Raw genomic sequence first — 20,429 nt, 5'->3', positions numbered from 1 at the left:
CATGAACACAGATTCACGTTTTGCTTGACGCCTCTGCTGCCCGCCCACAAACTTGGTGTGGCCACCGGATCGGGAAGGCGAGGGCCCTCGACATGTCCGAATGGGATCGCGGACTCTCCGCGCACGACGACGACGCAGGCGCGGCGGTCCACACCTCCCGGATGATCACCCATCCGACCGACGCCCTGGCCGTACGGGTGAGCCAGCGCGCCGGCCACACGGTCGTCACGGTCAGCGGCGAGATCGACTTCACCGGCGCGGACACCTTCGCCCGCGTCCTCATCGACCATCTGCTGTGCGAGAGCGACAGCCTGAGCCTGGAACTGAGCGGCGTCGTCTTCTTCGACTGCGGCGGGCTCAACGCGCTGCTCCGGGCCCGGCGCGTGGCCGAGTGCACCGGAGCGGTACTCCGGCTGACCGCCGTCAGCCCGGCCGTCCAGCGGGTGCTGGGCCTGACCGGCGCCGCGGGGCTCTTCGACTACGCCGGGGGCGACGGGCCGCCGCCCCCGGATCCGGGCCGCCCGCCGGAAGCGATCCGTTCCGCCCGCGAAAGGCCGCTCCGTATGACGCGGGCGGAGACGTCATTGCCCGGATGGCAGGCCCCCACCCACGAGGATGGGGGCCATGCACCCACTCCTGCACGCGTTGTCCATCACCGGGTCGATGACGTGGGAGATCACGTGGGCGCTGATCCTGGGATTCGCGTTGTCCGCGGTGGTCCAGGCGGTCGTGCGCAAGTCCACGGTCGTACGACTGCTCGGTGACGACCGGCCGCGTACGCTCCTGCGGGCCTCGGCGCTCGGGGCGGCGTCGTCGTCGTGTTCGTACGCGGCCGTCGCGCTGGCACGCTCGCTCTTCCGCAAGGGCGCGGACTTCACCGCGGCCATGGCCTTCGAGATCGCCTCCACGAATCTGGTGGTCGAGCTCGGCGTGATCCTCGCCCTCTTGATGGGCTGGCAGTTCACCGCCGCCGAATTCACCGGCGGCCCGGTCATGATCCTGGTACTCGCGGTCGTCTTCCGGCTCACCCTGCGCGAGCCGCTGGTGAGGCAGGCCCGTGAGCAGGCCGGGCGCGGGCTGGCGGGTTCGATGGAGGGGCATGCGGCGATGGACATGTCCGTGCGGCGGCAGGGCTCCTTCGCCCGGCGGCTGCTGTCGGGCGAGGGCCTCACCTCCGTGGCGCACGTCTTCGTCATGGAATGGGCGGCGATCGCGCGCGACCTGGCGATCGGTCTGTTCGTCGCGGGGGCCGTCGCGGCCTGGGTACCCGACGCCTTCTGGGGCGCGTTCTTCTTCGACGGCCACCCGCTGGCGTCCAAGCTGTGGGGCCCGCTGATCGGTCCCGTGGTGGCGTTGCTGTCCTTCGTCTGCTCGATCGGGAACGTGCCGCTGGCGGTGGTGCTGTGGAAGGGCGGCATCAGCTTCGGCGGGGTCGTGGCCTTCCTCTTCGCCGACCTGCTGATCCTGCCCGTCCTGAACATCTACCGGCGGTACTACGGCGCCCGCATGGCGCTGTACCTGCTCGGCGCCTTCTACGCGGCCATGGTCGTCGCCGGATACGCCGTCGAGTTCGTCTTCGGCGGGCTCGGCCTGATTCCCGATCAGGCCGACGCGAGGATTCCCACCGCCGGGATCTCCTGGGACTACACGACCTGGCTCAACATCGTCTTCCTCCTGGTCGGCGCCGCACTGGTGATCCGCTTCTGGCGGACCGGCGGGATGCCCATGCTCCGCATGATGGGAGGGGCGCCCGAGGGCCCGGACCGTCACGGCGGCGTCCGGGGGCACGACGGCGGACCGGCCCGCTGACGCCGAATCGGCCCGCTGACGGCGGAACGGATCACCCGCCGCAGGCCCACCGACGCGACATCCCGCGCGGTGGACGTCGTATCGTCCATATAACGGATGATGTGCGATCAGTGGCCGGCGCCGCCGGAGAGCGAGGGACATGCCGAAAGCAGAACTGCCGATCCTCCAAGAACGCCGGGACGACGAGGCGGTGGCCCGCCCCCGGCGCGGCAGCGCGAAAGGCCGCTGGCTCCGGCGCGGCCGGAACAGCCTCCTGGCCGTCGTCGCGCTGCTCGCGGTCTGCGTCGCGTCCATCTGGCTGGCGGTACGTCTCACCCCGATGCAGTCCGTCACCGCGGCGGGCCAGACCGTCGAAGTGGGCGCCGTCGCGCCCGACCTCAGCCTGTCAGGACCCGGCGAACTCGACCTGTTCGGAGAAGCGCTGGCGACCGAACCGCACTTCCAGGGACCGATCCGGCCGCGCCTGAAGCTCGCGGACATCAGCATCAACTCGCAGGTCAACCAGATCGTCCGGTCCGACGACCACGACACACTCCAGCTGACCCTCAGCCGGCAACTGGCCGCCGGGTGGATCCGCTACTGCGTCTGGGAGCTCCTCATCGCGGCCGGCTGCGCGGCCGTCGTCGCGGTGGCCGTGGCCGGAATCCGGCGCGCCCCGCGCCGTACCACGCTGACGATGGTCGGTGTGTGCGTCCTGACCGTGAGCGCCGTCAACGCGCTCGGCGTGTACCTCATGGCGTCCGGCACTCCTCAGGCGCTCCGGCAGGTGCGTACGCTCGACGACCTGGTGGGGCGCGCGCCGACGGAGCCGGTCGCCCCGGCCAAGGGACCGCAGCTGACCGGCGTGCACGCCGTGGTGCTGGGCGACTCCACCGCCGCGGGAATCGGCAACCAGCCGGTCAAGGACCCCAGCGCGCTGGACAAGACCTGCGGGCGCAGTTCCGACGCGTTCGCCGCCGTTCTCGGCCGGGTCAACGACTGGAACGTGCTGAACCTCGCCTGCCAGGGCGCGACCGTGACCGACGGCCTCCTCGGCGTACAGCTCCGCGGCGACCAGGCCGTACCGCCGCAGCTCGCGGTGGCGCAGCGCGCGTCGAGCGCGTCGGTGATCATCGTCAGCGTCGGGGCCAACGACATGAACTGGGCCGTGCTGACGGGCCTGTGCGCCAAAGCGCCCGTCTGCGACGACAAGGCGTCCACGGCGTACTTCAAGGAGCAGCTCTCGACGTTCTCGCAGAACTACCTCGATCTGCTCCAGCAGCTCTCCGACCTCCCTCACCACCCCGACGTGCTCATCAACCAGTACTACGAGCCCTTCGGCCCCGACATCAGGTGCCTCGAAAAGGACGGCCTCACCGAGGCGAAGGTGAAGGTCCTCAAATCCCGCCTGGCCAACCTCAACGCCGTGCTCCAGCAGGGCGCGGACGCCTTCCACTTCGCCACCGCCCAGCCGGACTTCGAAGGCCACCGGCTGTGCAGCGAGCAGCCCTTCGTCCAGAACGCCGCCGATCAGGCTCCGCTGCACCCCACCGCCGCCGGTGAACTGGCCATCGCCCTCGCCGACCAGCAGGCACTCGCCGAGCTCCGCAATACACCGAGCGACGCGCCCACGGACGGCACGTCACCCGGTACCACGGACAGTTCGTCGCCCTCGGCTCCGGTGCGGTGAGGCGATCGGCCGCCGGGCGTCGGGATCGTGGCGGTAGCGGGCGGGGGTCGCTCCGAGGGCGGCGGTGAAGGCCTCGATGAAGCTGGTCGGGTTGGCCCATCCGCAGGCCGCCGCGGTGTGGGTGACCGTGTGTCCGGCGGCGAGGAGGGTGAGGGCGTGGTGGAGGCGCAGTTGGGTACGCCACTGCCGGAAGCTCATGCCGAGCTCGTCGTGGAAGAGCCGGGTCAGGGTCCGTTGGCCGGCGCCGACCCGCGTGCCGAGTTCGGTCAAGGTGGCGTTGTCGGCGGGGTCGTCGTGCAGGAGGCGGCTGAGCGCGCGGAGCCGGTCGTCGCGTGGCTCGGGCAGGTGCAACGGTTCCTCGGAGGCGGGCACGAGTTCGTCGATGACGACGGCGCGCAGCCGGTCGAGGGCCGCCGGTGACCGGGGCGTGTCGGTGTCGTCGGTCAGGGCGAGCAGGACCTCGCGGACCAGGGCCGAGACGGCGAACACCGCGGGGCGGTCCGGGAGGCGGGCGGCGAGGGCGGCCGGGAGGAAGATGACGCGCATGTCGGTGAACCCGTAGGCCCGGTGATGGTGCTCGAAGCCGCCGGGCGTCCAGGCCAGCCGGGTCGCGGGTGCGATCCAGGTGCCTTCCCTGGTCGTGACCGACAGCACACCGGTGGCGGGGTACACGAGATGGCCCTGCCCGTGGCGGTGCGACGGGACATGGTCGCCGTGCAGGAGCGGCAGGCTGCCCATCTCCAGCGCGTTGTCGACGATGTGGCTACTTTCCGGCATCACCTGGCACTATACCGGTGGTAGGTCGGGCGGGGAATGACGATCTTGGACTCATGACCGTTTCCACCACCGGGCAACCCGTCGCCTCACTACGACCGGTGCCCTCTCCGCGCCATCACCATTTCGGCTTCTGGGCCGCGACCTGGGTCTTCCTGGCGGTGCTCGCCTTCTCCACCGCGCCGAGCCCGCTCTACGTGCTCTACGCCGACCGGGATCACTTCTCGTCGCTGATGGTGACGATCGTGTTCGCCGCCTACGCGGTGGGCGTGGTCGCGAGCCTGTCCCTCGCCAGCCACCTCTCCGACGTCCACGGCCGCCGCGTCCACCTGCTCGCCGCCGTGTGCCTGTCGAGCGTCAGCGCGGTGGTGTTCATCTTCTGGCCCGGCCTGGCCGGGCTGTTCGTCGCGCGCGTCCTGACCGGGGTGGCCGTGGGTCTCACCGTCTCCACCGCCACCGCCTACCTCAACGAATTGCACACGGGACACCGCCCCGGGACCGAGACCGTCCGGCGACCCCAACTGGCCGCCGCGGGCGCCAACTTCGGCGGGCTCGGCCTCGGCGGACTGTGCGCGGGCCTGCTGGCCCAGTACGCGCCGCACCCGCTCGTCCTGCCCTACCTGGTGCTGCTCGCCGCTCTGGTCGTCGGGGCGATCGCCCTGATCGCGTCACCCGAGACCCGCCACCGGCCGCGCCCCCTGCCGCCGTACCGCCCCCAGCGGGTCTCGGTCCCGATCCATGCCAGGCCCCGGTACTTCGGGCTGCTGGTCGAGGTGTTCGTGGCCTACGCCGGAGTCGCCATCTTCCTGGGCCTGGCCGGGACATTCCTGGCCACGGTGATCGGCGACACGTCGCTGGCGATGGCCGGGCTGGCGATCTTCATCGCGTGCGCCGTCGGCATCGTGGCCCTGGTCGCCACCGGCACGTGGCCGGTCAGGCGACTGCTCGTCGTCGGCCTCCCGATCGACCTCGCCGGCCTGGCGATGGTCGTCGTGGCGGCCTGGCTGCCCACTCCCAGCCTCGGTCTGTTCCTGGCCGGCGGCGGCGTGATCGGCGCCGGGGCCGCGATCCTGTACAAGGGGACCCTCGGCAGCGTCGTCGCCCTCTCGCCTCCCGACAAGCTCGGCGAGAGCCTTTCCGGGTTCTTCCTCGCCGGCTACGTCGGGCTCTCGCTACCGGCGGTGGCGGGCGGCATCGCGCTCCAGTACCTCACCCCTCGGACCACGCTGCTCGTCCTCGGCGCGGCGGCCGGGGCCGGGGTCCTCGCCTCTTCCTGGCTGGTCCTGCGCAAGCGTGCGTAGGCGAGCGCAGGAGCGGGGTTCGGCTGTTCTGCCCCGCAGGGAGCCGCACCGCGCCGCACCGCTGGGGAAGCGGGTCAGCGGCGCGGCGCGCGGGGCTCAGTCGAAGTGGCGGACTTCCGTGCGCGGTTCGGTCCGTGCCTCCGCCGGTGCTTCCACCGGCGGTTCGCTGAGCGCTTCGGCCCGGGCTTTCGTCGCCTTGTGGCGGCGGATCCAGAGGAGTCCCGCGCCTCCGGCGCCCAGGACGAGGGCGGCCCAGGCGACGGTCCACACGGCGGCGCGGGCCGTGGGGTGGGCCGTCAGGAGGGCGATAGTGATTCCCGCGACGTAGACGAGGGCGCCCAGCACGTAAAGGCGCTGGCCCCATCGGCGGGTGCCGCGGTCGGGCTCGGCGGCGGGCGTGAAGGGGGCGGGGGAGAGCGGGGAAGGGCTCGTGTGGTCGGCAGGCTGCGTCATACGGGGGCGTCTACCCGGTGCGGGGAGCGCGACTCCGCGCGGGCGCGGGGTGGCCGAGGGGATGATCAGGATCGCCAGACCCAGCAGAGCGCAGCCCACGGCGCAGTCGAGCCAGTAGTGGTTGGCCGTGCTGACCACCACCAGGAGAGTGATCAGGGGGTGGAGCAACCACAGCCAGCGCGCCCGGGAGCGGTGGGCGGCGATCATGCCGACCGCGATGGCCAGGGCCCAGCCGACGTGCAGGGACGGCATCGCCGCGAACTGGTTGGACATGGAGTGGTTCTGCGGGGTGCCGTGGTAGACGGCGGGACCGTAGCGGGCCGCGGTGTCGACCATGCCCGAGCCGGTGAGCATCCGGGGCGGGGCGAGCGGGTAGAGCAGGTGGCCCACGAGCGCCAGCGCGGTCTGGACGACGATCGCGCGGCGGATCCACACGTAATGCGTCGGGCGGCGCAGGAACATGTAGCCGAGGAAGAGCGCCATCGCCGGGAAGTGCACCGTCGCGTAGAGGTAGTTCGCGGCGTGGATCACCGTTTCCCAGTGCATGGCGGCGCGTTGGACGAGCCGTTCGCTCGGCAGGTGCAGGGCGCGCTCCAGGCCCCACACCGAGTGCGCGTGGGGAAACGCGTCGTCCGTATGGCCGTTGGCGATTTTGCGGCCGTATTTGTAGCCCGCGTACACCGCCGCCAGCAGGGCCGCCTCGGGCAGCGCGCGGGCCAGTCGGCCGGGCCCTGGTCGGTTGACGGTCGCGATCGGCAGAGCGACGTTCCCGAACACGTTCTCCCCTGTCTCCCGGTGGCGACGTCGTACGTGACGCGTACGAGTTCGTCTGCCCTCGGTCGGCGGGTTCAGTGGCACCGGGTGGGGCCGCGGCGCGGCTACGTATCGCGGCCGGGCCGCGGCCGGGCCGCCGCGCCGGTGATCTACCAGATCGATGACCTCGACGAGCACGGGGAATACCTGATGGCGCCCTCGCGCGCCCTCACCGACCGGATCGACCTGCGGCTGCTGGACGGTCGGCCGGATCGTCGTCGTAGGTGACCTGTGTGCGCGGTGTCAGGGCTGGTCGGTCGGCGCGGCGGCCTCCAGGTCGGCGATGGTCCCCGACATGATCGTCCGTACCTGCCCGGTGATGTGCCGCATCGGCCAGTCCCACCACGCCACGGCGAGGAGCCGGGCGATGTCGGCGGCGTCGTAGCGGGTGCGGATGAGCCGGGCGGGGTTGCCGCCGACGATGCCGTAGTCGGGGACGTCGCGGGTGACCACGGAGCCCGCGGCGACGATCGCGCCGTGACCGATGCGTACGCCGGGCATCACCGTGGCGCCGTGCCCGAACCACACGTCGTTGCCGACGACCGTGTCGCCCCGGCCGGGCAGGTCGGTGATCAGGTCGAAGTGCTCCGCCCAGGAGCCTCCCATGGTGGGGAACGGGAAGGTGGAAGGGCCGTCCATACGGTGGTTGGCGCCGTTCATGATGAACCGGGTGCCCGCCCCCAGCGCGCAGTACTTGCCGATGACGAGCCGCTCGGGACCGTAGTGGTAGAGAACGTTGCGCGTCTCGAACGCGGTCGGGTCGTCCGGATCGTCGTAGTAGGAGAAGTCGCCGACCTCGATCAGCGGCGACTTCACCAACGGCTTGAGCAGCACCACGCGGGGGTGCTCGGGCATCGGGTGGAGCACGGTGGGGTCGGCGGGAACGGGCGGCATCGTGGAGGCGGTTCCTCTCCGGCGGTTAGAGCGACAAGCGTCGCGTTAAGATGCTGGCACGGCCCTGCCGCCTGGATCAACCGGATAATGACTGCCGATGACAGACCCGCTGAACACGACATCGGACCGCCGTCCCGGCGGTCGCACCGCCCGCGTCCGCGCCCAGGTTCTCGACGCGGTGCGAGCCGAACTGGCCGAGAGCGGCCACGAAGGACTCACGATCGAGGGCGTCGCGACGCGGGCCGGAGTGCACCGCGCCACGGTCTACCGGCGGTGGCGCGATGTCGGCGGCCTGCTCGTCGACGTCATCGGCGCCGCCGGCGAGATCGACTGGATACCGCCGGACACCGGCTCGCTGCTCGGCGATCTGACCGCCCTCAACCAGGAGATCCAGGAGTCCCTGGTCGTACAGCCGTCGTTCGCCGTCGCCCTGATGGCCGCCTCGTTCCACTCCGAACAGGCCGCGCTGGCCCAGCGGCAACTGTGGGCCGACCGGTACGCCCAGTGCGAGATCCTCGTCGAGCGCGCCGTCGAGCGCGGCGAACTCCCCGCCCCGCACACGGACGCGCGGAGCCTGCTGATCGCCGCCACGGCGCCCGTCTACCACGAGCTGGTACTCCTGCGCGCCGACCCGGACCCCCGACTCCCCGAACGCGCCGCGCACACCGTCACCCTGGCCGCCGCCGCAGGGGCCTTCTCCACCCGCCGAGCCCCGACCGCGCCACCCCACCCGCCCCCCGCCGCCACGCCATGAACCGCGCGCCACCGGCGGCGGGGCCCCTTCCGTCCGGCCTTCCGCCCGACGCGCGCAGGAAGTTGCCATCGGGGGCGTCTGGAACCGGGCGGGTGGGCCTTCCCACAATGTCGGTGACGGCCGACGCGCGTTCGGCCGCAGCAGGGGGAAGCCATGAAGCACACGCAGCGTGCCACCGCCCTCGCGGTGGCCGTGGGATCCGCCGCCGTCCTCGCCCTGGCCGCCGTGCCGTCGGCGGATGCCGCGACCGCCGTCAACTGTTCGGGCGGTTCGGTGAGGGCCGCGGGCAACCCCAACAACATCACCTCGCCGCTGACGACCACGACCACAGCCTGCCCCGGCTGGGCGGACTCCGGTCCCACGTACGTCTTCCACCTGGCCAAATTCGTGGAGGAGGTGCTCATTTCCGGGCGCTGGGTGCCCTTCAACGCCTCCAACGTCATCGCGACCTGCTCGCTGGTAGCGGTGTCCGGCACCACGATCACCGCGGGCGGCTGCGCCTACGCCGCCGGCTGACGCAGCGTCATGTTCGGTGCGCGCGGGCGCGGAAGGGTCCGACGCGGCAGAACCGCACGCCCCGTCACGCGGGTCCGTGATCAGAACCAGGAGGGTCCGGCGTTGACGTAGGGGGCCTCCAGCGCGGCGGCTTCCTCGTCCGACAGGCTCAAGTCGAGCGCGTCCACGGCCTGTTGAAGGTGGTGGGGTTGCGTCGCGCCGACGATGGGCGCGGAGACGAGCGGGTTGCGGAGGACCCAGGCGAGTGCGATGTGGGCCATGGGCACGCCGCGGGATTCGGCGACCTGCTGGACGGCGTCGATGACGGGTCCGTCGTGGGGGCTGTCGAAGGACCGCACGACGTGGTCGGTACGGGAGCGGGCACTCTGTTCACCGGCGGGGCGGGCGAGGCGGCCCTTGCCGTTCGGGGAGTAGGGAACGAGCCCCACGCCCATGTCGCCGCACATGGTCATGAGTTCGGGTTCGTCCTGGCGCCGCAGGAGGTTGTACTGGTTCTGCATGGACCCGAAGCGGGTCCATCCGCCGAGGTCGGCGGCGTGCTGGAGCTTGGCGAACTGCCAGGCGTACATCGACGACGCGCCGAGGTAGCGGACCTTCCCGGCCTTCACGAGGTCGTGCAGCGCCTCCATCGTCTCCTCGACCGGGGTGTCATCGTCGAAGCGGTGGATCTGGTACAGGTCGATGTAGTCGGTGCCCAGCCGGGTCAGGGAGGCGTCGACCTGTTCGAGGACGGCCTTGCGGGACAGGCCCTCGCCGCCGGGACCGTCGTGCATCCTGCCGCGGACCTTGGTGGCGAGCACGATGTCCTCGCGCCGCGCGTACTCGCGGATCGCGCGGCCGGTGATCTCCTCGGACGTGCCCGCCTGGTAGACGTTGGCGGTGTCCCAGAAGGTGATGCCCAGGTCGACGGCCTGCCGGAAGAACGGTCCCGCCTTGTCCTCGGTCAGGGCCCACGGGTGGGCGCCGGGCACGGCCGGGTCGCCGTAGCTCATGCAGCCCAGCGCGAGGCGGCTGACCTTCAGGCCGGTGGCGCCGAGGCGGACGTACTCCATGGTGAGGCTCCCTTTCGTGCTGGACGTCCGTGGACGGATCAGTGCTGCCCGGCGCCGCCGGATTCGGCGTGCTGGTCGATGAGGGCGCCGAGGGCTTCGGGGTCGTTGGCGGTGCGGTCGCGCTGGGCGGAGCCGAAAGGGCCGTAGGGGTACGGGGCCGGGTCCGGGTCGCTCGCGGTGTCCAGCGCGGTGACGGAGTCCGGGTCCAGGCGCAGGTCCGCGGCGCGCTCGGGCAGGCCCACCAGGCCGCCGAGCGAGGAGCAGTTGACGATCGCGCCGGAGCCCTGGGTGCGCATGTGGCGCAGTTCGTGCTTCTGGGCGGCCCAGACGCCGCGCAGATTGACGGCGTTGACGCGGTCGAAGTTCTCGGCGCTCTCGTCGGCGGCGTCCGTGGGCGGGGCCTGGATGCCGGCGTTGTTGAAGGCCATGTCCAGGCGGCCGTAGGCGTCCACCGCGCGGTCGACAGCGGCGGCGGCCTGGGCCTCGTCGGTGACGTCGCAGACCACGCCGAGGGCTTGGTGACCGGCGTCGGTGAGTTCCTTGGCCGCCTTGTCCACGGCGTCCTTGTCGACGTCGGCCAGGACGACCGCGGCGCCCGACCGGGCGAAGGCGCGGGCGGTGGCCAGGCCCATGCCGGAGGCGGCGCCGGTGACCAGGGCGACCTGCCCCTCGAAGCTGTACTGGGGGTTCACGGGAGGGTTTCCAATCTCCGGGCCGGTGTCATTCGCGGCCCGTATGGCGCGGGGGAGGAGGGCGGTGTGCGGAGCAGGGCGGTCCGGGGCAGGGCGGCGGGCCGTGGACGCGCCTCGGCGACCGCGCCGGGTACGGGGGGCGCCGTCGGCGAGGGGCACGCGGACGTACGCGGTGACCGTGCGGGCCGTTGGTCAGGAGGTGCGGGCGGGGCGCCGGGGGCCGGTGTACTCGGCGTCGCCGACGTGCTCCAGCCAGTCGACGTCGTCGCCCTCCCACAGCGCGATGTGCGCCATGAAGCGGTCCGGCGCGGCGCCGTGCCAGTGCTCCTCGCCGGCGGGGGTGACGATGACGTCCCCGGGGCGGGCCTCGACGATGTCGCCGCCGCGGGACTGGACCAGGGCGATGCCCTCCACGATCCAGAGGGTCTGGCCCAGGCCGTGCGAGTGCCAGGCGGTACGGGCGCCGGGCGCGAAGCGCACCATGTTCATCCGCACGCGGGAGGGGTCCTCGCCGCGGTGGATCACGTCCGCCCACGCGTCTCCGGTGAACATCTCCGGCGGCAGCTTCGCCGTCGCGGGAGGCTGGATGATCTCCATGGTCGTCTCTCCTTGTGTCCGTAAAGCGGCGGCCGACTCACGCGCGGCGGGTGACGGCCGCGCGCGGAGCGAAGCCGGGCCGAGCGGTGTCGGCGAGCGCCTGGCGGGCCGTGCGTCAGGCGGTGTCGGCGAGCGCCTGCCGGGCGGCGGGTCACGCGGTGTCGCGTGTGCCTGGCGGGCCCTGCGTCAGGTGCCGTCGGCGAATACCTGGCGGGCGACCGTGAGCGCGGACATGGCCTTGGGCCATCCGGCGTAGAACGCCAGGTGCGTGACCGTCGCGATCAGCTCCTTGTCGCTCAGCCCGTTCTCCCTCGCCCTGCCGAGGTGGAACGCGAGCTGCTCGGTGCTGCCGCTGCTGATCAGACTGGCCACGGTCACCAGGCTGCGGTCGCGCGAGGACAGGTCCGGGTCTTCCCACACCTGCCCGAACAGCACGTCCTCGGTGTATCCGGCCAGTACCGGGGCGATGTCCCCGAACTGCTGACGCGGTCCTCCGGGCTGCTGGTCCTCCGGCATCACGGTCTCCTTCCACGGGGGCCCGGCGCCTTCTCACGCGACGGCGCGGGTGCCCTCTCGAACGACGGCGCGGGCGTCTGTCCCCTTCCATTCCGCCCTGCCCTCACCGGGGGTGCCAGCGCAGCGGCGGACGGCCGTCAACCGGCCTGTCAACGATGAAACGGCAGGTCGCAGGCGTGCGGAAGGACCCGTTGATACGTGTACTGGCAGTACACCCCTCACCGCTCGGGATCGTCGTAGCCTCGAAGGCATGGACAACCGCAGCGAGGTCCGCGAGTTCCTCACCAGCCGCCGCGCCAGGATCACCCCCCAGCAGGCCGGTCTGCCCGCCGCAGGCCACCGCCGGGTCACCGGGCTGCGCCGCGAGGAGGTCGCGTTGCTCGCCGGGGTCAGCGCCGAGTACTACGCCCGCATGGAACGCGGCAACCTCTCCGGCACGTCGGAAGCCGTCCTGGACGCCCTCGCCCGCGCCCTCCAACTGGACGAGTCCGAGCGTGCCCACCTCATGGACCTGGCCCGTACCGCCAGCTCCACCCGGCGCCCCGCCCGCCGCCGGGCCGCACAGCCCGTCCGGCCCGGTCTGCGGCAACTGCTGGACGCGATGACCGACGCACCCGCGTTCATCCGCAACGGCCGCCTCGACATGCTCGCCACCAACCGCCTCGGCAAAGCCCTGTACTGGCCCCTGTTCCAGGACCCCGCCCGCCCGGTCAACATGGCCCGCTACCAGTTCCTCAATCCGGGCGCCGACCAGTACATGACCGAACTCGACACGCAGCGCGCCTCCGCCGCGGCCCTGCTCCGCACCGAAGCGGGAAGGGACCCCTACAACCGCGAACTGAGCGACCTGATCGGCGAGTTGTCCACCCGTAGCGAGGCATTCCGTACGCTGTGGGCCGCGCACAACGTCCGCCTGCACCACACCGGCGTCAAACGCTTCCACCACCCCGTCGTCGGCGACCTCGACCTCGCCTTCGAGGCCCTGCCCGTACCCACGGACCCCGGCCTCACCCTCACCGCGCTCAGCGCCGAGCCCGGCAGCCCCGCCCACGACGCGCTGAAACTGCTCGCCACCTGGTTCGCCACCCTCGAACCCACCGGACCCGACCCTCGGCCCTCCGTCGGCGCCGAGCACCATTTCCCCGGCGGCGCGGAGCATGGCGGCCACCTGCACCAGTGAGCCCCGGCGCCACCTGACACCGGCCGACGACCCGGCCCGGCGCCCCCGCTCATGAACGCATGATGACGTCCGCGATGGCAGGCTGGCGGGTGGCCGTGCCGACAAGGCCGCCGCCGCTGGTCGGCCTCCTGGCCACTGGCGCCAAGCCAAGGGCGGCGGACCGTGACCTGGTCGTCCGAAGTTCCGACGTACGTACGCGAGGAGCCCTATGAGCACGCCCGCCCCGGACCCAACCCCCGCACCCGCCAGGCCAGTTGTGGTCCTGCGCCCCGCCCCGCAGCGCACGGACCGCATCTTCACCCCCGCCGCCCTGGGGTCGCTCCGCGACCGCTTCACCGTGGTGGACCTGGAGAGGGACCCCTCCGAGGAAGCGCTGGAGGAGGTCCTGCCCGACGCCTTCGCGATCGTCGGGCAGCCCGACCTTCCGGCCCAACGGCTCTCCCGCGCGGGCAGGTTGCGGGCTCTGCTCAATGTCGAAGGCAACTTCTTCCCCAACGTCGACTACGCGACCTGCTTCGAGCGCGGCATCCACGTCCTGGGCTGCGGCCCCGCCTACGCGCCGGCCGTCGCCGAGTACGCGCTCGCCCTCGCGCTCGACCTCGCCCGGGGCATCAGCCGGGAGGACCGCGCCTTCCGCGCGGGACGGGAGCGGTACGTCTCCGACGGCAACGCGGACGCCGTACTGCTGCAAGGCTCCGACGTGGGCCTGGTCGGTTTCGGCAACCTCGGCCGCGGCCTCAACCGCCTCCTCGCCCCCTTCCGGCCCACCATCCGTGTGTACGATCCCTGGCTGCCGCCCGGTGTCCTGCGCGAACACGGTGTACTGCCCGCCTCGTTGGACGAGACCTTGTCCCGCAGCCGCTTCGTGTTCGTGCTGGCCACCGTCACCGACGAAAGCCGCCACCTCATCGGCGAGCGCGAGCTCCACCTGCTCCCGGACGGCGCCCGGCTCGTCCTGGTCAGCCGCGCCCCGGTCGTCGACTACCCGGCGCTCCTCTCCCACGTCGCGCGCGGGCGCGTCATGGCCGGCATCGACGTCTGGCCGGACGAACCGGTCGCCCCCGACGACCCGGCCCGCTCCCTCGACGGTCTCGTCCTGTCCGCACACCGCGCGGGCGGCATCCCGGCGGCCTTCGAGACCATCGGCGACATGGTTCTCGACGACCTCACCCTCATCGCCCAGGGACTCCCGCCCGCCCGGATGCAGACCGCCGCCCGTGAACTGGTCGGCCGCTACCGCAACCGCCCCGTGACCTGAGGGACCGTCCATGACCGCACAGCCCCACCCGGCCTCCGCGCTCGACATCCCCTGCGACGGCCTGCTCTTCGACAACGACGGGGTCCTGGTCGACTCCGATCACGGCGTCGACCGGGCATGGAGCCAATGGGCCCGTGACCGCGGCCTGCCGCCGGAACAGGTGACCGCCATGGTGCACGGCCGCCGGTCGGCCGACACCGTCGCCCTCCTGGTGACCGACCCGGACGAACGGCCGGCGGCACTCGCCGCGATCGACCGTATGGAGGTCGAGGCCGCGGCCACCACCACAGCGCTCCCCGGTGCCCTCGGCCTCCTCACGAGCCTGCCGCGCGAGCGGTGGGCGGTGGTCACCTCCGGAGTCACCCTCCTGGCACGGGCCCGCCTCGCGGCGGCGGGACTGCCCACTCCGCCCGTGCTCATCACCGCGGACGACGTCAGCCACGGCAAACCAGCCCCTGACGGCTACCGCGCCGCGGCCCGGAGACTGGGCTTCGCCCCGGCCCGGACGGTCGTCTTCGAGGACAGCGCCGCGGGGGCGGCGGCCGGAGCCGCGGCAGGCGCGGTCGTCGTCGGGGTCGGGCGGCGCGCACTGGCCACCCACGCCCCCGTCGTCGTCCGCGACCTGCGCGGCCTCGCCTGGCACGACGGCGTACTCAGTCTCGCCGCCGCGGACCTGCTGCGCCGGTGAGCGGAGTGATGGACGGGACCGCGCCTCAGTACCCGCCTCCGCCGCTGGCGGAGCCGGTCGACGGTGAGGCCGACGTGGAGGCCGCGGTGGTGACCGCGTTGCCGCTGGGGCTGACCACGTACCACAGCGCGCCGAATTCGTTGAGGCCCTGGCCGTTGGTCTCTCCGGGCTTGGTGTCCTTGGCGAAGTAGTACAGCGGGTGGCCGTGGTAGGTCACTTGGGTCGAGTGGTCCGACCGGGTGCTCGTTCCGACCATTGAGGCGGTCACGCCGCTGTTGTGGGGCTTTCCGGTCGTGGTCTGCGGGGGCCAGGCCCGCGTGCAGGATCCGTTGCAGGTCGACGTCTTCCCGGTGTCGGCCTTGAACAGGTACAGGGTCCTGCCGGAGGCGTCGACCAGGATCTGACCGAGCGGCGAGTTCGCTGTCTTCACCGTGGCGGCGCCGCCGGTCGACGCGGAGGCGCTGGCGCTCGCGGTGGTGGCGCCGGCGCTGGAATGGGGGGTGAGGGACGTCGTGGAACTGGAGCTGCCGCATCCTGAGGCAGTGGCCGCAACGGCGGCCACGCCAACGGCGAGGGAGATGACGCGCTTCATGACAGACCCCTTGACCTGGGGGGATGTGGTGACACCGACGCGCCGACGGCGGGCCGCGGCACCAAGTTACGCACCGGCGCCCCGCCCCCTTGCCCGGTCGAACCGCCCCACGCCGAACCTCACCCGCGCGGGTGACCGAAGGGCCGCGATGGCGTCCCATTGACCTCACAGGCAGGTCCGTGGAAGCCGATCGGAGTCCTTCGGCGCCGAGGTGCGGAGTGCCCGTCAGCCGTTGTGTCCCGACGGGTGCTTGTCGTAGTTGTCGTTCCAGGACGCCTTCGCGCCGGAATCACCGATGCGGTACACGTCGACGACCGCGCCGGCGGACACGATCACCGCCACTACGGCGGCGGTCGCGCGCACAGCCGTCGGCAGGCTCCGCCGCGCGCCGGCGGACGGAACGCTCTCGGCGGCCGGCTCCCCGGACCGTGCGGTCCGGCGCCCCAGCCACCAGACCCCGAGCGTCACGAGGAACAGCCCTATCGCCCACGGCAGCAGACCGTCGCCCAGTTCCGCGTGCTTACGCACCAGAGGATCGTCGCCCACACGGGCCTTGAGCCACTCCCCGGCATGCGTCGTGACCGGCACCAGCGCCAGGGTCACCAGCCCCAGCAGCGGAAGCGACAGCCCCATGCGCCGGGCATACCGGGGCTGGACCGCGCAGACCACCGCGGCCAGGGCCGTCAGCGGCACCAGCACCACCACGAAGTGCACGAACAGGACGTGCGCCGGAAGGCCGTTGATATGCGTAAGACTCATGGGGGGCTTCTCCACAGACGAGGACGTGCGCAGCGGGCCCACCGGGCAACCCGGCCGCCGCTGCTCGGAAGGAGATCGCAGCCTTCCACGCCAACTTCTCAAGTCCTTCTGAAATACGGCCCGCCGGCAGCCGTCCGCCCAGAGGAGTCCCCGGCTCAGCGGCCGGTCAGGCTGAGCGCGACATCGACGATCGTCGCTGTGTCGATCCCGTGAATCCTGTAGGCGTCTTGGAGGGCGGACGACTGGCCGAACTCGGTGACGCCGAGGTTTTTGGTCCGGTCACCGCGCAGCCCCGCCAGGAAGGCAAGCGTGTGGGGGTGGCCGTCCATGACGGTGAGCAAGGGGGCAGGGCTCTCCGAGGGAAACAGAGCCGAGGCGATATCGCTCCCCTTGCCTTGCGCGGACCGGAAGATGAGGTCCGGGCTCGTCAGGCACACGATGCCGGCGGTCACACCGAGCCCGGTCAGGGCATCGGCCGCCGCCACGACCTCAGGCATGATCGCTCCCACCCCGACCAGGGTGACCCGCTCGTCCGCGAGGGGATGATCGGTCAGGCGGTAGCCGCCGGCAACGGCATGGCGTCGGCGCCGCTCCAGCAGGAGAGGGTCCTCGGGCAAGCGGGCAAGCGCTTGGTCCATCGGGCGGGTCGAGAGCCGGAAGTACGCCGACGTCCCGCCGGGGACCCCCACGTGGTCGATCGCGTCCAGGAAGCACCACTCGAGGTCCTGGGCGAACGCGGGCTCCCACGCGACGCAGCCCGGCTGCTGCAAGCCGATCGACGGAGTCGTGATCGACTGGTGCGCTCCTCCCTCGGGAGCGAGGGTGACGCCCGACGGCGTGCCGACGATGATCGACTGACCACCGGCGTAGATGCCGTAGGACCAGGGTTCCAGGGCTCGTGAGAGAAACGGGTCGTAGATGGTGGCGATCGGGACCAGCCGCTCGGCCCACCGCGACCAGGTCGAACCGAGCTCGCTGAGCAGGCTCACCAGGTTGACCTCGGCGATACCGAGCTCGATGTGCTGACCACCGGCGCCCTCGGACCATTTGAGAACCCGTTCGGGGTCATCGGCGAACCAGTCCGGTCGGTCCGCGACCGACCAGACCCCCGTCTTGTTGATCCAGCCGCCGAGGTTGGTCGAGGACGCGACGTCCGGACTACAGGTCACCACGCGGCGCGCCACTTCCGGTGCCTCGCGGGTCAGATCGGTGAGAAAACGACCCAGAGCCGCCTGGGTCGAGATCGGAGCGCGGTGCTTCCGGGACAAGGTGGCGGGAACGGCATCGGGCCGAGGATTCGTGACAGCGGCGCGCCGCCGCAGGGCGTGCCCGCGCTCCGCGCACAGCGTCGCCGCGAAGGACCCGTCCTGGAACCGTCGCCACGGGTCGGCCGGGTTCGCGCCGACCGACTCGGCGAGCGCCTCCATCTGGACGTCGGTGAGCAAGGCAGAGTGGTTGTTCGGATGCCCTTCCGTAGGCAGGCCGCGCCCCTTCACCGTGTAGGCGAAGACGACCGTCGGCCGATCCGGATCCACGTGGGCGAAGGTGTCGAGCAACAGGCCGATGTCGTGCCCGCCCAGGTCCCGCAGGGCCACCGCGAGATGGTCGGAGGGTACCGACCGCAGCAGCTCGCGCAGCGCTTCGGACCCGTCGTCGCCGACGATCCGGTCGGCGATCTGCTCGGCGTCGACACGCAGGAGGCGCTGGTACTCCTCGTTGGGCATCGTCTCCAGCCGCGTACGCAGGTCGTCCCCTCCTGGACGGTCGAAGAGCGCGCTGACCTTCCGCCCCCACTTGAGCGTGATCACCTGCCACCCGGCTGCCTCGAACATGCCCATGAGGCGGTGGATCTGGACGTCGGGCACGATGCGGTCGAGCGACTGGCGGTTCAGGTCGACGACCCACAGCAATTCGCCCATCTTCGCCGTGGAGGGGTCCGCGACGGCCTCCCAGACCGCGCCCTCGTCGAGCTCGGCGTCCCCGAGAAGGCTGATGAAGCGGCCTGCCTCGGGCGTGGAGTCGAAGTGCGAGGTCAGATAGCGGTGGGACATGGCCGCCCAGAGCGCGGCAGTCGCCCCGATGCCGACCGAGCCGGTGGAGAAATCCACGGTGTCGGGATCCTTGAGCCGACTGGGGTAGGACTGCAACCCGCCCTTGGAGCGGAGTGTCGTGAGGTACTTGGCGTCAAGGTCGCCGATGAGGTAATTGATCGCGTGGAGTACGGGGGACGCGTGCGGTTTGACCGACACCCGGTCGTTCCGGGTCAGCTCGGCGAACCAGAGCGAGACCATGATGTCGACCATCGAGGCGCTGGACGATTGATGGCCCCCGACCTTGACGCCACTGGCGTTGGGACGGCCGCGGTTCGCCGCGTCGACGATCGACGTGGCGATCCAGAGCACCTTGCGGGCGATCTCTCGCAGCACCTCCTCCGCGGGAGCCGCCGATGCCACGGAAGAGGAGGTCTCGGTCATCGGATTGCCTCGCAGACATGCGGTGGACGCGCGCGGTGTACGCGCCGCGACGGGGTGGGATGACACGGACGACGACCTCCGGGGCGCGCCGGACCGCCCGGCCGCCGCACGGCCCGCGTACCGCCGGCCATCACGGCGCAGAGGACTCCGACCGGGGCCGTCACCGCGGAGAGGCTTCCGACCGGGGAGCGACCCGCATCTGCGACGCGAGGTGGGTCGCGGGTCCGCCAGGCCCGTCCGCCCAGAGGAAGGTGGCCGCCACCGGCTCGGTCACGGGCGGCATCGACATGAGGAACGTCGTTCCGCCCGCGTAGGTCATCGGCGTCGAGAAGTCCCCGTGGAAGTCTGCCCACCGGCCGCTCGTCGTGAAGGACGCGATGAGACCCGATGCCTCCGCCCGTACGTCGATCGTCGCCTCGTCGCTCATCCGGAACCGCCCGACGTACGGCGTGACGTCGATGTCCGCGTCGACCGGGCCCGGCGTGGTCGGCAGGCCGACGCCGACCAGCTCCCGCAACAGCTCGGACACCAGCTCGTCACCCATGCCCTGGATGTCACCGCTCGCCATGACGCAGACGGCGACGCCGTGGTCGGGCGCCAGGACCAGCCGGGACTGCTGACCGCAGGTGCTCCCGATGTGGCCGACGATCCGCGGCTCGAGACGCTCGATCGACCATCCCCAGCCCCACGCGGGACCCCGGCTCGGATCCGGCTGCGCGATGTGGGGCTCCCGCATGGTCCGCGCGGTCCGCGGACTCATGAGTCGCGCGCCCGAAGGCGCCAGACCGTCCTCGAGGTGGTGCCGGGCGAACGCCAGGAGGTCGGCCGGGGTTGCCGCCAGCGTCCCCCCGCACGGCCCCGACGTCCTGGGGTCGAGCCAGGTCGAGACCGGCGTGAGATCGTACGACCCCGGCGCCGCCGGCACGTGGCCGACCACGAGCGGTCTCGTCATGGTCTCCTCGGGAAGCGTCGAGGTGCTGCCGAGCCCCAACGGTTCGATGAGGCGCGTCCGCAACGCCTCGTCCCAGGTCGATCCGGTCACGCACTCGATGAGCCGGCCCAGCACGTTGTACCCGGAGTTGGAGTAGGAGAACACCGCTCCCGGCCGGTGCAGCTGAGCCAGGCCGCTGTAGCTTTCAACGATCTTCTCGACGGCGTCGTCGCTCCGGACGTCCGGCTCGGCGGCATCGCCGAAGAACCCGCCGGAGTGCGAGAGCAGTTGTCCGACGGTGACGGTGCGCGCCACCTCCTCGTCCTCCAACCGCAGCGGCGGCGTCAGGTAGTGATTCACCGGCGAGGACAGGTCGACCAGCCCCTCGTCCACGAGCTGGAGGACGAGCGTCGCGGTCCACACCTTGGTGATGGAGGCGAGCAGGAACACCGAGTCCGTCGTCACCGGAACGGTCGTACCCAGCTTCGCGATCCCGGTGGCGACGACCGTGGTCCTCCCGTCGACCAACACGCCGGCCGCCGCCCCCGGGACGCCGTACCGATTCGCGAGATCGTCCAGGCGCTGCTGGAACTCCCGTCGGTCCACCCTTGGTGTCGTCATATCGGACAGTGTGCCGGGCCGCTGCCCGGGATTCGTTGTCCGGCCGTACGAAGAGCGCCGCTCGTCTTCGGCGCCACTCACCAATC

General features: G+C 71.6%; 21 protein-coding genes. 10 read left to right on the top strand and 11 right to left on the bottom strand.

From position 1 onward, the window contains the following. The first annotated feature begins 92 nt into the window (after nt 1-92). The 3 genes from ABZX65_RS05995 (at nt 93) to ABZX65_RS05985 (ending at nt 3,478) form a co-directional block, all read left to right on the top strand. On the top strand, nt 93-764 hold the full coding sequence (locus ABZX65_RS05995) for an STAS domain-containing protein (RefSeq protein WP_355335241.1): 672 nt from the start codon (nt 93-95) through the stop codon (nt 762-764). After that, on the top strand, nt 664-1,809 hold the full coding sequence (locus ABZX65_RS05990) for a permease (RefSeq protein ID WP_355335239.1): 1,146 nt from the start codon (nt 664-666) through the stop codon (nt 1,807-1,809). Before ABZX65_RS05995 ends, ABZX65_RS05990 begins: the two co-directional genes overlap by 101 nt. A gap of 139 nt (nt 1,810-1,948) precedes the next feature. Beyond that, on the top strand, nt 1,949-3,478 hold the full coding sequence (locus ABZX65_RS05985; protein WP_355335236.1) for a GDSL-type esterase/lipase family protein: 1,530 nt from the start codon (nt 1,949-1,951) through the stop codon (nt 3,476-3,478). On the opposite strand, the gene ABZX65_RS05980 is transcribed toward ABZX65_RS05985, so the two are convergent. Then, the gene (locus ABZX65_RS05980) at nt 3,431-4,255 is read right to left on the bottom strand and encodes a helix-turn-helix transcriptional regulator (RefSeq protein ID WP_355335233.1); all 825 of its coding nucleotides are present in this window, start codon (nt 4,253-4,255) and stop codon (nt 3,431-3,433) included. The two genes, ABZX65_RS05985 and ABZX65_RS05980, sit on opposite strands and share 48 nt — an antisense overlap. A gap of 53 nt (nt 4,256-4,308) precedes the next feature. On the opposite strand from ABZX65_RS05980, the gene ABZX65_RS05975 reads away from it, so the two are divergent. Continuing rightward, on the top strand, nt 4,309-5,553 hold the full coding sequence (locus ABZX65_RS05975; protein ID WP_355335231.1) for an MFS transporter: 1,245 nt from the start codon (nt 4,309-4,311) through the stop codon (nt 5,551-5,553). A 96-nt stretch (nt 5,554-5,649) separates the two neighbouring features. Here the strand turns inward: ABZX65_RS05975 and ABZX65_RS05970 are convergent, their stop codons facing one another. After that, nucleotides 5,650-6,783 (bottom strand): phosphatase PAP2 family protein, encoded by a 1,134-nt coding sequence (locus ABZX65_RS05970; RefSeq protein WP_355335228.1) that lies wholly within the window; start codon nt 6,781-6,783, stop codon nt 5,650-5,652. Nucleotides 6,784-6,867: 84 nt separating this feature from the next. On the opposite strand from ABZX65_RS05970, the gene ABZX65_RS05965 reads away from it, so the two are divergent. Then, nucleotides 6,868-7,047, top strand: coding sequence for a hypothetical protein (locus ABZX65_RS05965; RefSeq protein ID WP_355335226.1), 180 nt, complete (start codon nt 6,868-6,870; stop codon nt 7,045-7,047). A gap of 15 nt (nt 7,048-7,062) precedes the next feature. Here ABZX65_RS05965 and ABZX65_RS05960 read toward each other — a convergent pair whose 3' ends face one another. Beyond that, nucleotides 7,063-7,713 (bottom strand): CatB-related O-acetyltransferase, encoded by a 651-nt coding sequence (locus ABZX65_RS05960; protein WP_355335223.1) that lies wholly within the window; start codon nt 7,711-7,713, stop codon nt 7,063-7,065. A 97-nt stretch (nt 7,714-7,810) separates the two neighbouring features. On the opposite strand from ABZX65_RS05960, the gene ABZX65_RS05955 reads away from it, so the two are divergent. Both ABZX65_RS05955 and ABZX65_RS05950 read left to right on the top strand, forming a co-directional pair. Next, entirely contained in the window at nt 7,811-8,467 is a 657-nt protein-coding gene (locus ABZX65_RS05955; RefSeq protein ID WP_355335221.1) for a TetR/AcrR family transcriptional regulator C-terminal ligand-binding domain-containing protein, read from the top strand. A 153-nt stretch (nt 8,468-8,620) separates the two neighbouring features. Next, the gene (locus ABZX65_RS05950; RefSeq protein ID WP_355335219.1) at nt 8,621-8,983 is read left to right on the top strand and encodes a hypothetical protein; all 363 of its coding nucleotides are present in this window, start codon (nt 8,621-8,623) and stop codon (nt 8,981-8,983) included. A gap of 80 nt (nt 8,984-9,063) precedes the next feature. Here the strand turns inward: ABZX65_RS05950 and ABZX65_RS05945 are convergent, their stop codons facing one another. From ABZX65_RS05945 to ABZX65_RS05930, 4 genes are all read right to left on the bottom strand, one after another. Further along, nucleotides 9,064-10,035 (bottom strand): aldo/keto reductase, encoded by a 972-nt coding sequence (locus ABZX65_RS05945; RefSeq protein ID WP_355335216.1) that lies wholly within the window; start codon nt 10,033-10,035, stop codon nt 9,064-9,066. A gap of 38 nt (nt 10,036-10,073) precedes the next feature. Beyond that, complete coding sequence (locus ABZX65_RS05940; protein ID WP_355335214.1) at nt 10,074-10,727, bottom strand: SDR family NAD(P)-dependent oxidoreductase; 654 nt, start codon at nt 10,725-10,727, stop codon at nt 10,074-10,076. A gap of 192 nt (nt 10,728-10,919) precedes the next feature. Further along, nucleotides 10,920-11,324, bottom strand: coding sequence for a cupin domain-containing protein (locus ABZX65_RS05935; protein ID WP_355335212.1), 405 nt, complete (start codon nt 11,322-11,324; stop codon nt 10,920-10,922). A gap of 186 nt (nt 11,325-11,510) precedes the next feature. Beyond that, nucleotides 11,511-11,840: a carboxymuconolactone decarboxylase family protein gene (locus ABZX65_RS05930; protein ID WP_355335210.1), complete on the bottom strand. Its 330-nt coding sequence runs from the start codon at nt 11,838-11,840 to the stop codon at nt 11,511-11,513. Nucleotides 11,841-12,090: 250 nt separating this feature from the next. Here ABZX65_RS05930 and ABZX65_RS05925 point away from each other — a divergent pair, with 250 nt between their 5' ends. From ABZX65_RS05925 to ABZX65_RS05915, 3 genes are all read left to right on the top strand, one after another. Further along, entirely contained in the window at nt 12,091-13,020 is a 930-nt protein-coding gene (locus tag ABZX65_RS05925; protein ID WP_355335208.1) for a helix-turn-helix transcriptional regulator, read from the top strand. 208 nt (nt 13,021-13,228) lie between these two features. Then, complete coding sequence (locus ABZX65_RS05920; RefSeq protein WP_355335206.1) at nt 13,229-14,278, top strand: NAD(P)-dependent oxidoreductase; 1,050 nt, start codon at nt 13,229-13,231, stop codon at nt 14,276-14,278. A 10-nt stretch (nt 14,279-14,288) separates the two neighbouring features. After that, the gene (locus ABZX65_RS05915) at nt 14,289-14,966 is read left to right on the top strand and encodes an HAD-IA family hydrolase (RefSeq protein WP_355335204.1); all 678 of its coding nucleotides are present in this window, start codon (nt 14,289-14,291) and stop codon (nt 14,964-14,966) included. Between the two features lie 25 nt (nt 14,967-14,991). Here the strand turns inward: ABZX65_RS05915 and ABZX65_RS05910 are convergent, their stop codons facing one another. The 4 genes from ABZX65_RS05910 to ABZX65_RS05895 form a co-directional block, all read right to left on the bottom strand. Continuing rightward, nucleotides 14,992-15,558 carry a hypothetical protein gene (locus tag ABZX65_RS05910; protein ID WP_355335201.1) on the bottom strand — a complete coding sequence of 189 codons (567 nt, stop codon included), beginning with the start codon at nt 15,556-15,558 and terminating at the stop codon, nt 14,992-14,994. A gap of 225 nt (nt 15,559-15,783) precedes the next feature. Then, nucleotides 15,784-16,317: a DUF2231 domain-containing protein gene (locus ABZX65_RS05905; RefSeq protein WP_355335199.1), complete on the bottom strand. Its 534-nt coding sequence runs from the start codon at nt 16,315-16,317 to the stop codon at nt 15,784-15,786. A 155-nt stretch (nt 16,318-16,472) separates the two neighbouring features. After that, complete coding sequence (locus ABZX65_RS05900) at nt 16,473-18,791, bottom strand: pyruvate dehydrogenase (RefSeq protein WP_355335196.1); 2,319 nt, start codon at nt 18,789-18,791, stop codon at nt 16,473-16,475. 160 nt (nt 18,792-18,951) lie between these two features. Continuing rightward, the gene (locus ABZX65_RS05895) at nt 18,952-20,343 is read right to left on the bottom strand and encodes a serine hydrolase domain-containing protein (protein WP_355335193.1); all 1,392 of its coding nucleotides are present in this window, start codon (nt 20,341-20,343) and stop codon (nt 18,952-18,954) included. Nucleotides 20,344-20,429: the final 86 nt, after the last annotated feature.

The sequence above is a fragment of the Streptomyces sp. NPDC003300 genome (genome assembly GCF_040610915.1).
In the GTDB taxonomy this organism is placed as follows: Bacteria; Actinomycetota; Actinomycetes; order Streptomycetales; family Streptomycetaceae; genus Actinacidiphila.
The sequence above is the reverse complement of the archived record's forward strand: the minus strand, read 5'-3'. Positions and strand labels throughout refer to the sequence as shown.